The organism is Massilia sp. UBA6681 (genome assembly GCF_002454935.1).
GTDB lineage: Bacteria > Pseudomonadota > Gammaproteobacteria > Burkholderiales > Burkholderiaceae_D > Telluria > Telluria varians.
Genome location: NZ_DKJX01000112.1, coordinates 41,913 through 56,783, shown reverse-complemented (window position 1 = coordinate 56,783; position 14,871 = coordinate 41,913). Strand labels below are relative to the sequence as shown.

The 14,871-nt window shown below is 65.9% G+C and carries 12 protein-coding genes; 5 read left to right on the top strand and 7 right to left on the bottom strand.

Annotated elements, in window-relative coordinates; all coding sequences use genetic code 11:
• Positions 1-79 precede the first annotated feature (79 nt).
• Genes B2R83_RS21010 through B2R83_RS21000 form a run of 3 tightly spaced genes read right to left on the bottom strand, consistent with a single transcriptional unit; the run spans position 80 to position 3,859 of the window.
• A complete protein-coding gene (locus B2R83_RS21010) occupies positions 80-1,498 on the bottom strand; it encodes a glycoside hydrolase family 88/105 protein (RefSeq protein ID WP_036211204.1) in 1,419 nt (472 codons plus the stop codon).
• Between the two features lie 16 nt (positions 1,499-1,514).
• Entirely contained in the window at positions 1,515-2,195 is a 681-nt protein-coding gene (locus B2R83_RS21005) for a DUF6250 domain-containing protein (RefSeq protein ID WP_051996478.1), read from the bottom strand.
• On the bottom strand, positions 2,195-3,859 hold the full coding sequence (locus tag B2R83_RS21000; protein ID WP_292044660.1) for a rhamnogalacturonan acetylesterase: 1,665 nt from the start codon (positions 3,857-3,859) through the stop codon (positions 2,195-2,197). Before B2R83_RS21000 ends, B2R83_RS21005 begins: the two co-directional genes overlap by 1 nt.
• A gap of 154 nt (positions 3,860-4,013) precedes the next feature.
• Here B2R83_RS21000 and B2R83_RS20995 point away from each other — a divergent pair, with 154 nt between their 5' ends.
• Positions 4,014-5,360, top strand: coding sequence for a hypothetical protein (locus B2R83_RS20995; protein WP_209588483.1), 1,347 nt, complete (start codon positions 4,014-4,016; stop codon positions 5,358-5,360).
• Here B2R83_RS20995 and B2R83_RS20990 read toward each other — a convergent pair whose 3' ends face one another.
• The gene (locus B2R83_RS20990; RefSeq protein ID WP_292044658.1) at positions 5,361-5,999 is read right to left on the bottom strand and encodes a 3-keto-disaccharide hydrolase; all 639 of its coding nucleotides are present in this window, start codon (positions 5,997-5,999) and stop codon (positions 5,361-5,363) included.
• Between the two features lie 37 nt (positions 6,000-6,036).
• On the opposite strand from B2R83_RS20990, the gene B2R83_RS20985 reads away from it, so the two are divergent.
• On the top strand, positions 6,037-6,951 hold the full coding sequence (locus B2R83_RS20985) for an alpha/beta hydrolase (RefSeq protein ID WP_292044656.1): 915 nt from the start codon (positions 6,037-6,039) through the stop codon (positions 6,949-6,951).
• Between the two features lie 174 nt (positions 6,952-7,125).
• Here the strand turns inward: B2R83_RS20985 and B2R83_RS20980 are convergent, their stop codons facing one another.
• Genes B2R83_RS20980 through B2R83_RS20970 form a run of 3 tightly spaced genes read right to left on the bottom strand, consistent with a single transcriptional unit; the run spans position 7,126 to position 10,964 of the window.
• Positions 7,126-7,446 carry an L-rhamnose mutarotase gene (locus B2R83_RS20980; protein WP_292044654.1) on the bottom strand — a complete coding sequence of 107 codons (321 nt, stop codon included), beginning with the start codon at positions 7,444-7,446 and terminating at the stop codon, positions 7,126-7,128.
• A 56-nt stretch (positions 7,447-7,502) separates the two neighbouring features.
• A complete protein-coding gene (gene rhaI / locus B2R83_RS20975) occupies positions 7,503-8,798 on the bottom strand; it encodes an L-rhamnose catabolism isomerase (protein WP_292044652.1) in 1,296 nt (431 codons plus the stop codon).
• A 57-nt stretch (positions 8,799-8,855) separates the two neighbouring features.
• Positions 8,856-10,964: a bifunctional rhamnulose-1-phosphate aldolase/short-chain dehydrogenase gene (locus B2R83_RS20970; RefSeq protein ID WP_156923863.1), complete on the bottom strand. Its 2,109-nt coding sequence runs from the start codon at positions 10,962-10,964 to the stop codon at positions 8,856-8,858.
• A 372-nt stretch (positions 10,965-11,336) separates the two neighbouring features.
• Between B2R83_RS20970 and B2R83_RS20965 the strand changes: the two genes are divergently transcribed.
• The 3 genes from B2R83_RS20965 to B2R83_RS20955 all read left to right on the top strand — a co-directional run bounded on the left by B2R83_RS20965 (position 11,337) and on the right by B2R83_RS20955 (position 14,867).
• A complete protein-coding gene (locus B2R83_RS20965; RefSeq protein ID WP_036215764.1) occupies positions 11,337-12,197 on the top strand; it encodes a DeoR/GlpR family DNA-binding transcription regulator in 861 nt (286 codons plus the stop codon).
• Complete coding sequence (gene rhaS / locus B2R83_RS20960) at positions 12,194-13,225, top strand: rhamnose ABC transporter substrate-binding protein (protein ID WP_051306714.1); 1,032 nt, start codon at positions 12,194-12,196, stop codon at positions 13,223-13,225. Before B2R83_RS20965 ends, rhaS begins: the two co-directional genes overlap by 4 nt.
• Positions 13,226-13,289: 64 nt before the next feature.
• Entirely contained in the window at positions 13,290-14,867 is a 1,578-nt protein-coding gene (locus tag B2R83_RS20955) for a sugar ABC transporter ATP-binding protein (RefSeq protein WP_292044648.1), read from the top strand.
• The last annotated feature ends 4 nt before the right edge of the window (positions 14,868-14,871 follow it).

Genomic DNA, 14,871 nt, shown 5'->3' with positions numbered 1-14,871 from the left:
CGACACGGGGGGGGACCGGCAACGCCGATCACCCCCCGAGTTTTTCAGCAGGCCGGGTCGGACCCGGCCATCACATCGGTCAGCGCGCGCCCTGGAACATCAGGCCGCTGTCATTCAAGCCGAACTTGTACTTCTTGTTCATCTCGATGATCTCGGCGCCGGCCAGCAGCGTCGGGCCGTAGCCGTGCGCCGCCTTCACGCTGGTCGGACGATAGGCGTAGAAGGCCGGGTCGAAGGCCATGCCGGTACCCACGCAGATGCCCTCGATCTGGCCGGCGGTCGTGACCTTGCTGGCCACCGCGTTCCAGGCCAGGTTCGCCATCGGACCGTACATCTGCGCATCGACGTAGCCGCGGTTGACCGCGCGTGCGATGGCGTAGGTGTAGATCGCGGTGGCCGAGGTCTCCTGGTAGGTGTCGTTGCGGTCGATCAGCTGGTGCCAGAAGCCTTCCTTGGTCTGGTAGCCGGCCAGGCCCTTGATGTGGGCGCGCAGCTGCGCCAGCACCTGGTTGTAGCCCTTGTGGTCCTTCGGCAGCACTTCCAGCACCTCGACCATGGCCATCACCGCCCAGCCGTTGGCGCGCGCCCAGCGCAGCTCCGGATGGTCGCGCATGCCTTCGACGTAGCCGTGCATGTAGATGCCCAGCTTCGGGTTGAACATGCGCTTCGAGAACTGCAGCACCTGGTTGACGGCGTCGTCGTAGTGCTTGCGGTTGCCCGTGACCTTGCCCAGGTAGGCCATGGTCGGCACGCCCATGAACATGTCGTCCAGCCAGATCGTGTCCGGCAGCGGACGCATCTTGCGGCCGCCCTTGCCGTCCGGTCCGCCGCGCGCCAGGATGCCGTCCTTCAGGCGGTACTCGTGCTTGGTGACGAAGTCGCCGCAGATGCCGACCATCTGGCTGTAGTCGACCTTCGAGCCGCCCACCTGGGCTTTCAGGAAGCTGTGGCACAGGGCGCCGGCGTCGTCCAGCGCGTGCGGGTTCAGGAAGCTCTTGATCGGCGCCATCGAGTTGGCGCGGTCGGCCTGCACCACCGGCAGGTAGGTCCTGGTCAGCTGCGACAGCAGCGCGTGGCGCTTCTGGGTGTAGTCGGTATAGCGCTGGTCGCCGGTGGCCTGGCCGGCGGCCAGCATGCCCAGGTAGGTGACGCCCCATTCGTAGCTGGTCAGGCGGAAGTCGCCCGGCCTCAAGACAGCGTCCGGCTCGGCCTTGCTCAGGTCGGTGATCGGCGAATTGTCGCCCTTGTGGATCAGCTCAGCCGGCGTCGTGCGGTCCAGGTAGGCGAACACGCGGTCGAGCACGGCCTTGACCTCGCCCGCTTCCATCGGCTGGTAGCGGGTCGGGTACTTGACGTCCAGGGCGTGCAGCATCGCATCGGCCGCGGCCGGGCCTTTTTCCTGGGCCGCCGGCGCGTCCTGGGCAATGGCGCTCATGGCCGGGAACAGGCTCGCAACGAGCAGGCCGATCAGTGCACGGCGCGGCATGGGGGTGGTCATCTTGGGTGTCTCCTTTTTATTTCAGCTGGTGAATCGTCAGGTTATCGATGGTGTGGCGCGACCAGGTGGTGCGAAATCCCATGTAGCCCTGGGTGAACGGGTGAGGGTCGCGATAGGAAAATACTTCGCGGCCGTCGAGCAGCATCCGGGTGCAGCCGCGGTAGACCGCGATCTCGACCCGGTAGTCGCGGTTGGGCTGGAGCATCCAGTCCGCGCCGAGGCGCTCGGCGACCATCACGCGCTGGCCGCCGGCGTAGCGGCGCAGGCGGGTGGTCTCGTTGTGGTTGCCGCCGACGCCGGCATAATACATGTCGAGGTCGTCGTAGTCCTCGAACTTGCCCGAGCGGGTGAATAGGTTCTTGTTGGCCGGGTCGCGCGCCATCCAGAAGTGGTTCAGGTCGGACAGGCGGTCGTTCGGGCCGCCCGCCATTACGACGCGGCGCGTGTAGGCGATCAGGATGTCGCCGGATAGCGGCTTGTCGAGCCAGACGGTGGCGCCGGAGTCGACATCGATGACCAGGCGGCCGTCGCGGTTGCCGATGAAGTTGACCGGCTTGCGCACATATTCGCTGACGTAGCCCTCCAGCGAACCGTCAAAATTGTCCTGATGGAGCAAAGCGCCCTTCTCGCCCCAACTCTCACAGGCCGCCTGCGCGCTGCCCGCGGCGAGCAGCAAGGTCGCGAACAATGCCTTCATCACTGGATGCCCGTTGCCTTGTCGGAGAAATACGGACGCAGCGGATTGCCCGGCAGCGCCTTCAGGCCGGCGACGACGCGCTGCGCGTTAAATTCGGCGCCGGCGGCATTGGTGTGGGTGCGCGCGTCCGAAAAGAAGGTGTCGACGCGCTCGGCGCCGATCTTGTGGTAGCCGTCGGTGACCAGCATGGTCAGGTCCATGAAGTGCGCGCCGCCCGCCTGGGCAACCTGGCGGCCCCAGTCGGCGAAGTTGGCGAAGTCGCGCTCCTGCTGCCACTTGTCGCGGTGCGGGATGGGCGAGGCGATGACGACGGTCACGCCCTTCGCTTTCGCGTCCGCGATGTACCTGGCGGTGTACCAGCCGAAGCTGTGCACCTGCTCCTTAATCCCGTCTGGACGGGTATCCTCGACCGTCTCCGGGCCGATGCCGGGCGCCGAGGCGCGGTTCTTGTTGGCCGGGTCGCCAATACGGCCGCCGTCGTTGTGGCCGAACTGGATGACCACCATGTCGCCCTGCTTCATCTGGCCGAGCACGCGGTCCCAGCGCCCTTCGGTGAAGAAGGTGCGGCTGCTGCGCCCACCGATGGCGGCGTTGACCACATTGATCTTCCGGGTATCGAAGTACTGGGCGATGCGCTCGCCCCAGCCGATGGCGCCGTTCTGGCCGCCGCTCTTCACGGTGGAGTCACCCACCAGGAACAGGGTCGGCAGCCTGGCGTCCAGCGGCGCTTCTTCGCGCACGGTACGCGCGTCGACCACCGGGCGCACGTCCTCGACCGGCTTGAGGAAGCTGGCCATGCGCGGGTCGCCCAGGGCCTTCAGGCCGCCGACGACCAGCTGCGCATTGAGCGCCGCGCCGGCCCAGTTGGTGTGGATGCGCTCGTCCGGCACGGTGGTCGGGAACATCTTCATCACGCCCTCGCGGCCCATCTCGTCGTAGCGGCGCGCCGCCAGCTCGTTCAGGTCGATGAAGCCGACCTTCTCCATGCGCGCGACCTGCTCGGCCCAGCCGGCGTAGTCGCCCTTGTTGCGGCGGACCTTGCCGGCATCCGGCCCTTCTTCCACCCAGGCCTTGCGCGGGATGAGCGACACCACCACCGGCGTGGCGCCCCTGGCGCGGGTTTCAAGAATGTATTTGCGCAGGTAGCCGCCGTAGCTGTACACGGTTTCGCGCTTGCCCGTCAGGATGTTGTCGATCTCCTGGGACTCGCTGCCGATGCCGCGGATGCTGCCGCGGGCGCGCTTGTCGTCGTTGATCGCCGAGGCGTCGTTGTGGCCGAACTGCATGAGGACGATGTCGCCCGGCTTCACGAAGGCCAGCGTGCGCTCCCAGTGGCCGGAGGTGACGTAGGTGCGGCTGGACAGGCCGCCGACCGCGCGGTTCACCACATTGACTTTGCTCGGATCGAAGTAAGCGGCGAGCGGATTGCCCCATCCCCACTGCCCCTCCGCGCCCTTGCCCTGGCCGTCGTCATGGCCGTTGCGCACGGTGGAATCGCCGATCAGGATGATCGACGGCAGCGCAGGGTTGGCCGGCTCGGGCAGCTTGACCTGGGCGCGCGCCGGATCGGTATTGACGGCAGCTGCCGGGGTCTGTGCTTGTGCGATTCCACAGGCCAGCAACAGGATCGCGCCGGCGCGAATCAAGGCGTCTAGGTATGACATCGACGGGTCTCCATGTGTTATAGCTTTCCCTTGATTCTATGCGCCACCGCTCAACCCGGCAGTAAAGACGCAGAAAGAATCACCAGAATGATTAGATCTGAGCAACTCCTGCTGGGAGAATGAGCGGACAACATCACAATATGGAGACCCCACCATGCCATCCCGCTTAGCCACCCTCTTCTGCCTTTCCGCCGCGCTCACGCTGAGCCTCGACGCGTCCGCCCAGATCGGCAAGCGCTTCCCGTCCGAGCGCAAAGTCGTCAAGGACCCGGTGACCGGCACCATGCTCACCTTCCTGACCAGCAAACCGCACGGCGACTCGAAGATCTACCCGACCCACCCGCAATGGACCTCGGACGGCAAGTGGCTGGTATTCCGCTCGCGCCTGGCCGGCAGCGAAGCGGTGGCCGTGAACGAGGCCACCGGCGACCTGGTGCAAGTGACCGAGGGGGGCTACACCGGCATGCTCAATCTCGCGCAGAAGTCCATGAAGCTGTACTACATGCGCAAGGCGCCGGACAACGACAAAGTCCTGCAGATCGTCGAGACCGACCTTGCGCGGGTCTTCGCCGACAGCGCCGCCGGCCGCATGCAGCCGGCCAGCAGCTACCAGCGCGTGACCGCCAACCTGCCGCCGGAACTGGAAGCCGGCGGCGACCTGGCCCTGGACGCGGACGAGGAATGGGTCTACTTCAAGGTGGGCCCGGGCCAGGCCGCCAAGCACCTGGCGCCCGGCACCAAGATCGAGCCGGCCTTCGGCCCGCGCAAGATGGGCGCCGGCCCGCAGGGCATCGCGCGCCTGAACGTCAAGACCGGCGAAGTCAAGCACGTGGTCTCGGTGCCCTTCCAGGTCGGCCACATCCAGGCCAACCTGTACAACCCGGGCGAGATCGTGTTCTGCTGGGAGACCGGCGGCAAGTCGCCGCAGCGCACCTGGACCGTGATGGCGGACGGCAGCGGCCTGCGCCCGCTGTACCCGGAAGCTTCTTACGAATGGGTGACGCACGAGGCAGTGATCTCGAAGGATGAAGTGGCGATGGCGATCATGGGCCACCGTCCGATCCCGGGCGCGGCCAAGGCCGTGGAAGGCCCCGCCACCGACGTCGGCGGCGCCAACCCGGGCCAGGACGACGGCTGGGGCCAGACCGGCACCCGCGAGAAGCCGACCGGCCTGGCGATCGTCAATTTGCGGACCCGGCAGATGCAGATCGTTGGACAGACCCCGTCCGGCAGCGGCCTGTGGCACGTGCACGGTTCCAGCGACGGCCGCTTCGCCGTCGGCGACGACTTCAGCCGCAGCGTCTACCTGATCGACCGCAAGACCCGCGAGATGATGATGCTCACCACCGGCCACAAGACCACCGCCGCCGACCACCCGCACCCGACCTTCAGCGCCGATGGGACCAAGATCCAGATCCAGTCGGCCATGCTGTCGGAAGACGGCCGTTCGATGAACATCGTCGTGGTGCCCGTTCCCGACGCCTGGCTGAAGCGAAAGTGATCAGTCGATCGGCGTGATCGCGATGTTGCGCAGCTCGTAGGGCACGCCCTCGAGCTGGAAGCCGATCCGGCCGGCTGCCGGCTTCACCGCGCTGACGCGGTTCTGCGGCACGCCGTTGATTGCCACCTCGATCACGCCGTCGCGCGCCAGGATGTCGGCGCTGTTCCATTCCCCTGCCGGGCGTTCGCTGTCCGGTCCCGTATGCCCCTTGATGGCCGGGTAGGCGTTCGGCGCCGTGGTGAGCGGCTCGACGAAGCCGGCGCCGGCCATCGGCAGGATGTCGCCGGCGAATCCGTGCTTGGTCTGCACCTGCAGGCTGAGCGGCCAGGCGCCATCCTTCGGCCCCGAGGCCACGTGCAGCAGCACGCCGGCGTTGCCAGGTTGACCCGGCCAGCGCCATTCGACGTGCATGCGGTAGTTGGTGTAGCCGGCGCGGGTGGCGATGTAGCCGGCCGGCTTGCCGCTCACCTTGACGACGCCATCGGCGCCGCGTGACCAGACGGTCGAGGGGTCGATGCCCGGGGCGCTCACCAGCTCCAGTTCACCGGCGCCGTCGAAGGGACGCACGCCCTGGGTGGCGCAACCGGCCAGCAGGGCGACGGATGCGAAAATGCTGCAAAGTTCAGTCAGCTTTACCATAAGAGGATCTTCCATGAATGAAAACAGGAGACGCACGATGACGCAGCTGGCTGCCGGCCTCGCGCTCACGACGTTTGGATCGCTGCCCGCCGTCGCCGGCCCGCTGGTGCTGCCCTTGTGGCCCGAAGGCGTGCCCGACGCCAAGGCAGAACTCGGGCCCAACAAAGTGGATGAAGATGGCCGCACCACCAACATCACCGAGCCGAGCTTGACCGTCTACCCGGCCGCGGTGGACCGGCCGAACGGCACCGCCGTGATCATCTGCCCTGGCGGCGGCTACGTGCGCCAGTCGACCCGGCGCGAGGGCGAGCAGTACGCGCATTGGCTCAGCACCCTTGGCATCGCCAGCTTTGTCCTGACCTACCGCCAGCAGGAATTCGGCCACCCGGCGCCGCTGCGCGACGTGCTGCGCGCGGTGCGCCTGGTGCGCTCGCAGGCGGCGCGCTTCAAGGTCCAGCCGGACCGCATCGGCGTGATGGGCAGCTCGGCCGGCGGGCACCTGGCCGCCACCGCCGGCACCCTGTACGAGCATCCGCTCGGGCGCACCGGCGCGGAACTGGACAAGCTGAGTGCGCGACCGGACTTCCTGATGCTGATGTACCCGGTGATCGCGATGGAAGGCCCGGCCGTGCACGCCGGCTCGCGCAAGGCGCTGCTGGGGGCCGCGCCGTCCGCGGCGGACCTGGCCTTGATGTCGCCGGAGCGCCAGGTGACGGCCGCTACCCCGCCCACGCTCCTGATCCATACCCAGGCCGACCAGGCGGTGCCGGTCGAGAACAGCATCCTGTTCTACCAGGCGCTCACCCGCCACAAGGTGCCGGCGGAGATGTATTTGTTCGAGCAGGGGTCGCACGGGATGGGGATGCGGGATGGGCTGGGGACGGCATCTGGCTGGCCGCGGCGGGCGGAGGAGTGGTTGAAGATGCGTGGGCTGCTCGATCGTGCGAAGTGAGGCTGCGCGAGTTAGGGTGGCGCTTGAACGTGCCCGCGCCCTCAGCACGTCATCCCCGCGAAGGCGGGGATCCAAGTTCTGCATAAGCTGTCGAAACGTATGCAAACTTGGATTCCCGCCTTCGCGGGAATGACGTTCATGGGTCAACGCAGAGAATAGGCGGTGCGAGCACAATCAAGCCAGGTGAAACACCTGCTTCAACGGCCACTCCTTCGGCCGGTTCCCCGGCTCGACCTCCATCAAATCCGCCATGTAATCCCACCAGCGCCTCATCACCGGATGTTCCGGCAGCGGCCCGAGTGCGTGCCCCGGATGCAGCTTCATGACCGCGAACAGGTCCAGCGTCTCCTCGTCCAGGAAGATCGAATAATCGTGGATCCCTGCCCCGTGCAGCAGCGTGGCCAGGTCCGGCCAGATCTCGTCGTGGCGGCGGCGGTATTCTTCCTCGTTGCCCGGCTTGAGTTTCATCCGGAATGCGCGCGTCGTGGTGCTCATCTCTTCTCCTGCTTCTTAAAAAAAATGGCGTCCCCGAGAGGACGCCACAACCAGGATCAGACGATGCCGCTGCTGCTTGCGCCGGCCTTGGCCGGACGGGCGCTGGCGACGCGGTCGCGGTAGCCGCTGGCGCGGTAGGCCGCCACCGGATCGGCGGCGCCGCCCGCGCGTACGCGGGCCATGGCCAGGATCGGGCCGACGTCGGTGCGGAAGGCGCGCTTCAGGCACTGGGCGGCCTGCAGCACGTCGTTCTGCTCCTGCAGCGAAGCCAGTTCGGCGCGGTCGACCAGGGCCGACTGCACGAAGGAACGCTGCACTTCGACGGCGCTGCTCATCAGGCTTTCGATCGGATCGGTCACGTTGTGCGACTGGTCCAGCATGTAGGCCGGCTTGAAGCCCGGGCCTTCGCGCAGGGCGGCGTCGGCCAGCTCGTTAAACACCAGGAACAGCTGGAACGGATTGATCGAGCCCGAATCCAGGTCGTCGTCGCCGTACTTGCTGTCGTTGAAGTGGAAGCCGCCGAGCTTGCCGAACTGCGCCAGGCGCGCCACGATCATCTCGATGTTGGTATTCGGTGCATGGTGACCCAGGTCGACCAGGCACTTGGCCTTCGGGCCGAGGGTGGTGGCGCAGGCGAAGCTCGTGCCCCAGTCGGCGATGGTGGTGGCGTAAAACGCGGGCTCGAACAGCTTGTGCTCGATGAAGATGTTCCAGTCGTCCGGCAGCGCGGCGTAGATCTGGCGCATGCTTTCCAGGTAGCGTTCCAGCGCACCGCGCAGGTTGCTCTGTCCCGGGAAGTTGGCGCCGTCGCCGACCCAGACGGTCAGTGCCTTGGAACCGAGCGCCTGGCCCAGTTCGATGCATTCGATGTTGTGGGCCACTGCCTGGGCGCGTGCCTGGGCGTTGTTGGCGGTCAGGCTGCCGTATTTATACGTGTGTTCCTGGCTGACCTGGTCCTGGAAGGTGTTCGAGTTGACGGCGTCGAAACCCAGGCCCAGTTCTTCCGCGACGCCGCGCAGTTCGGACGTGTCGCTCGGTTTGTCCCACGGGAAGTGCAGCGACACGGCCGGGGTGGCGCGGGTCAGCTGGTTGATCACGCCGCAGTCTTCCAGCTTCTCGACCACGTTGCGCGGCTCGCCGCGGCCCGGGAAGCGCGCGAAGCGCGTGCCGCCGGTGCCGGCGCCCCAGCTCGGGACCGCCACTTCGAAGGTCTGCGCCAGTGCGGTCAGTTTGTCGATGTCCAGGCCGCGGCGCGACAGCACGCCGCCCAGGGCGTCGTAGTCAGCCTGCAGATTGGCTTCCAGTTTGGCGTTCTGGTCTTGCACCAGGCCGGCGTCGATCAGGTGTTTCATGCGTGTCTCCTTCATGCTGCGCTAGCGGACGATATGCCCGCTGCGCAGCCTTCTATTTTAGCGGGTGAATGCCCCGGCGTTGCCGGCATCGACGTTCAGGATGTTGCCGGTGCTCTTGCCCGACTTGTCGCTGGCGAAGAAGTAGACGGCTTCGGCGATGTCTTCCGGCAGAACGCTCAGTTTCAGCATCGAGCGCTTGCGGTAGAACTCTTCGATGTCGTCGGTGCCGATCTTGTTCGATGCGGCGCGCTCTTCCTTCCACTTGCCGTCCCAGATGCGCGAACCCTTGATGACCGCGTCCGGGTTGACGACGTTGACGCGGATGCCGTGCTCGGCGCCTTCCAGCGCGATGCAGCGTGCCAGGTGCAGTTCGGCCGCCTTGGCGGTGCAGTAGGCCGATGCGCCGGCCGATGCGACCAGGCCGTTCTTGCTGCCCACGAAGACCATGCTACCGCCCAGCTTCTGCTGCTTCATGATCTGGAAGGCGCTGCGGCTGACCAGGAAGTAGCCGGTGACCAGGATGTCCTGGTTGCGCTTCCAGATGTCGAGCGTGGTTTCGTCCAGCGGCGCGGCCGAGGCAATGCCGGCGTTCGACACCAGGAGGTCGACGCCACCGAAACGCAGGGCGGTATCGGCCAGCACCTGGGCGACGTCTTCCTCGCTGGTGATGTTGCCGCGCACGACAGCGACGTTGTCCTTGCCCGCCACCTTGCTCAGGTCCTGCTGGGCAGCGGCCAGGGCTTCGCTGTCGATGTCGGTCACCATCACGCAGGCGCCTTCCTGCAGCAGCTGGCGGGCGACCGCCTGGCCGATGCCGCCTGCGCCGCCGGTCACCAGGGCGATGCGGCCGGCCAGGCTCTTCGGCTTGGGCATGCGCTGCAGCTTGGCTTCCTCGAGCAGCCAGTATTCGATGTCGAACGCTTCCTGCTCCGGCAGGCCGACGTAGCTGTCGACGCCGTTCGCGCCGCGCATCACGTTGATCGCGTTGACGTAGAACTCGCCGGCGATGCGGGCGGTTGCCTTGTCCTTGGCGAAGGACAGCATGCCGACGCCCGGGATCAGGTAGATGATCGGGTTGGCGTCGCGGATCTTCGGGCTGTTGGAACGCTTGCAGCGCTCGTAGTAGGCGGTGTAGTCGGCGCGGTAGTCGCTCAGTGCCTGGTCCAGGCCGGCGACCAGACGCTCGAAGTCCGGCGCTGCCGGATCGAAGTCCAGCACCATCGGGCGGATCTTGGTGCGCAGGAAGTGGTCAGGGCAGGAGGTGCCGAGGGCCGCCAGCGGCGCCAGGTCCTGCGAGTTGACGAATTCCAGCACGGCGTCGCTGTCGTCGAAGTGGCCCAGCTTGTACTCGTCCTGGCTGATCTTGCCGCGCAGGAGGGGCATCAGGCGGGCTGCCAGGGCGGCGCGCTCGGCCGAGGGTAGTGCCTGCTTGGCCTGGCCGCCGAACACCGGCTGCTGGATGTTCGCAGCCAGCCAATCCTCGGCGCGCTTGATGATCGCCAGCGTGGTTTCGTAGCACGACTTCGAGGTGTCGCCCCAGGTGAACAGGCCGTGGCCTTCCAGGATGATGCCCTTCAGTTCCGGGTTCTCTTGCGACACCTGTTCCAGCTTCAGGCCCAGGTCGTAGCCCGGACGCTGCCACGGCAGCCAGCCCAGTTCACCTTCGAAGATCTTGGCGGTCAGTTCGCGGCTGTTCTTGCAGGCGGCGATCGCGATGCACGAATCCGGGTGCATGTGGTCGACGTGCTTGTGGGCGATGTAGGCGTGCAGCGGGGTGTCGATGCTGGCCGCACGCGGATTCAGGTTGAAGGTGCAGTGCGGCAGGTAGCCGACCATCTCGTCTTCGTGCTCCAGGCCGCGGTAGCGCCCTTTCAGGGCCTGCAGCTTGTCCATGTACAGGGTCGAGAAACCGTCCATCTTGATCGAACCCAGGTCGCCGCCCGAGCCCTTCACCCACAGCACCTCGACCTGCTGGCCCGAGAGCGGGTCGGTCATCGTGACCTTGGCCGAGGTATTACCGCCGCCGAAATTGGTAATGCGCAGGTCCGAACCCAGCAGGTTTGAACGGTACAGCAACAGTTCCGGCTCGCTCATGTTCGCGGCCACACCGTCGTCCCAGCGCGAAGTGATTGCTTCGCGTTGTTTCGTTTCGCTCATTGCGCCCATCAAGATATTCTCCAAGTTGATTGTTTTGTCATCGTCCGAGCGGACGATGCGTCTCTCTTCCAATGTCCTGCAACCGCCACGTTCTGCGGCATCGACAGACAGTAGAAAGCAGCCGGGCAAGGGGTGTCAACGCAGAAATAATCAACTTGCTGACCAAGTCCCAATCAATCATCGACTTGAGCGAATTGCGCGTTTGTGCGTTGCAGCGAAGGCAAATAATCAGGCCGTTGATCATTTGGTGATTGACGTTACGCCAGTGCTTGATTAATACTTTTGATACACACCGCGATTCCAGAAGGAACGACGGCCGGGCGCCGCAGGCACCCGACATATATGCCGCATTAAAAACAGACGGCTTTCGGAGGAGACAACATGGTGAATCACAAACGCCGCAAGCGTTTGCTGAAGCTGCTTGCCGAGCATCAGACGGCAACGGTCCAGCAGCTTGTCGAATGGCTCAACGCATCCCCCGCGACGGTTCGTCGCGACATCAGCTGGCTCGCTGGCCGCAACCTGCTCACCCGCACCCGCGGCGGCGCCGAGAACCTGCTGCCGAAGACGCGCCAGTTCTCGCTGACCAGCGAGACCTTCCAGAACAACATCCAGTGCTTCGCGGCGCGCAAGCGTGCCATTGCCCGCCATGCGGCCGGCATGTGCACCGACGGCGAAACGATCATCATCAACGGTGGCACCACCACCTTCATGATGGCCGAGTTCCTGACCGACAAGCACCTGAAGATCCTCACGAATTCCTTCCTGATGGCCGAGCGCCTGCTGGTCTCGAGCGAGAACGAGATCATCGTGCCGGGCGGCCGCGTGTACCGCGAGCAGAACGTCATCCTCTCGCCTTTTGATAACGACATCACCCAGCACCACTACGCCACCAAGATGTTCATGAGCGTGTACGGCCTGTCGCTGCTGGGCCTGATGGAAGCCGATCCGCTGCTGATCCAGGCCGAGAAGCGCCTGATCAGCCAGGCCGAGGAACTGGTCGTGCTGGCCGACAGCTCGAAGTTCGCACGCAAGGCCGGCCTGATCCTGTGCGGCCTGGACCGCGTGTCCACCGTCATCACCGATACCAATGCCTCCGACAAGGCCGTGCAGCTGCTCGAGCAGTACGGCGTGAAGGTGGTCACCGTCGAACCAGACGGCGATCCAATCGCCCAAAACGCCCCGCGCTACAGCGCGCCCTATGACTTGCAGTCCGCTGCCCTGATGGAGCTTTCCCATTGAAGATCAAGCCGTTCAAACACTTCCTGCTCGCGGCCGCCGCCGTCGGCATCCTCGCCGGCCTGGCCGGCTGCGGTGAAAAGAAGGCCGATCCGGCAGCGCCGCAACAGACCAGGATCGCGATGGTCGTGAAAAGCCTGGGCAACGGCTTCTTCGACGCCGCCCACACCGGCGCCAAGGAAGCCGCCAGCCAGATCGGCGGCGTCGAGGTGATCTACACCGGCCCGACGACGCCCAGCGCCGAAGGCCAAATCGAGATCATCAATTCCCTGATCAGCCAGAAGGTCGACGCCATCGTGGTCTCGGCCAACGATCCGAACGCCCTGGTGCCGATCACCAAGAAGGCGATGCAGCGCGGGATCAAGGTGATCTCCTTCGACAGCGGCCTGGCCCCCGGCGGGCGCCAGATGCAGCTGAACCCGTCGAACCCGGAAATGATCGGCGAGAAGCAGATCCAGATGGCCGCCAAGGAAATGAACGGCAAGGGCGAGCTGGCGATCCTCTCGGCCTCGGCCCAGGCGACCAACCAGAACCTCTGGATCGGCGTCATGAAGAAGACTCTGGAAAAGCCCGAATACAAGGACCTCAAGCTGGTGGCCACCGTCTACGGCGACGACCAGTCCGACAAGAGCTATCGCGAAGCCATCGGCCTGCTGCGCAGCCATCCGAACCTGAAGGCGATCATCGCCCCGACCACGGTCGGCATCGTCGCCGCCAGCAAGGCGGTCGCCGACGAAGGCCTGGTGGGCAAGGTGTTCGTCACCGGCCTGGGCCTGCCGTCCGAGATGGCCGGCCACGTCAAGAGCGGTGCGGTGCGCGAATTCGCGATCTGGAACCCGATCGACCTCGGCTACGCCGCCACCTATGCCGCCCACCAGTTCGTGACCGGCAAGGCCAAAGCGGAAGACGGCGCCAGCGTCTCGGTCGGCCGCCTCGGCAACGTGACTCTGGACGCCAACGGCGAAGCGGCGCTCGGCCCGCCGTTCACCTACAACGCCGAGAACGTCGAGCAGTTCGCCAAGCTGTTCTGACCGGCTCCGCCGCCGCGCGCGATCTTTTTCCCGCGCGGCGCCTTTTACCTTTAGCGACACCCGTATGCCAGTGACCCAACTTGCAAGCCCTCCCCTACCCGGCGCAAACGCAGCATCCGCGAATCTTGCCGATGCCCCGGTCCTCCAGCTGAGCGGCATCACCAAGCGCTTCAACGGCGTCCATGCGCTCAATGGCGTGCGCCTCTCGATCCGTCCGGGCGAAGTCATGGCCCTGATCGGCGAGAACGGCGCCGGCAAGTCGACCCTGGTCAAGACCCTGACCGGCATCCACCGCCCCGACGCCGGCAGCATCCTGCTCGACGGGAAGGAAGTCGCCTTCGGCAGCCCGCAGGAGGCAATGGCGGCCGGGATCACCGCGGTGCACCAGGAGACGGTCATGTTCGACGACCTGACCGTTGCCGAGAACATCTACGTGGGCCGCCACCCGACCCGCGGCCTTGCCAGGCGCATCGACTGGAAGAACATCGAAGACGCGGCCGAGCGCCTGTTCGCGCGCCTGGAAGTGGCCCTGCCGGTGCGTGCGCGCGTGCGCGACCTGTCGGTGGCCCAGCGCCACTTCGTCGAGATCGCGCGCGCCCTGTCGCAGGATGCGCGCGTGGTGATCATGGACGAGCCGACCGCCGCCCTGTCGCAGCGCGAGATCCGCGAGTTGTACCGCATCATCGACCAGCTGAAGGCCGCCGGAACCGCCGTCATCTTCATCTCGCACAAGTTCGACGAGATCTTCGAAGTCGCCGACTGCTACACGGTGCTGCGCGACGGCCAGTTCGTGGCCGAAGGGCGCCTGGCCGACATCAGCGAGCCGGAACTGGTGGCCCTGATGGTGGGCCGCGCCGTGCACCAGGCCTACCCGAAAGCCCAGGTCGAGATCGGCACGCCGCTGCTGGAAGTACGCGACCTGTGCCACCCGACCGAATTCCAGAACGTCAGCTTCACGCTGCGCAAAGGTGAAATCCTCGGCTTCTATGGCCTGGTGGGCGCCGGCCGCTCGGAAGTGATGCAGGCCCTGTTCGGCCTCACCGGCAATGTGCGCGGCAGCGTGCGCCTGGAAGGCAAGGACGCCGTGTTCGGCGCCCCGCGCGACGCCATCGCCGCCGGCCTGGCCTACGTGCCGGAAGACCGCCAGCACCACGGCGCGCACCTGAGCCAGCCGATCGCCCACAACATCACCCTGCCGATCCTGTCGCGCTTCGGCTTCTTCACCCGCGCCAAGCTTGAAACCCAAGTGGCGCGCCGCTTCGCCGAACAGCTCGAACTGAAGGCCCACCACCTGCAGCAGAACGTCGCCGAACTCTCGGGCGGCAACCAGCAGAAGGTGGTGTTGGGCAAGTGGCTGGCCACCGATCCGAAAGTCATCATCCTGGATGAGCCGACCAAGGGCATCGACATCGGCTCCAAGGCTGCGGTGCACCGCTTCATCAGCGAACTGGTGGAGCGCGGCCTGTCCGTGATCCTGGTGTCCTCAGAACTGCCCGAAGTGCTGGGCCTGGCCGATCGCGTGGTCGTGATGCGCCAGGGCCGCGTGGTGCGCGAGTTCGCGCGCCAGGACGCCACGCCCGAAACCGTGGTCGCGGCCGCATCCGGCGTCGAGCTCAACGCCGCAAACGAGGTGGCAGCATGAATAG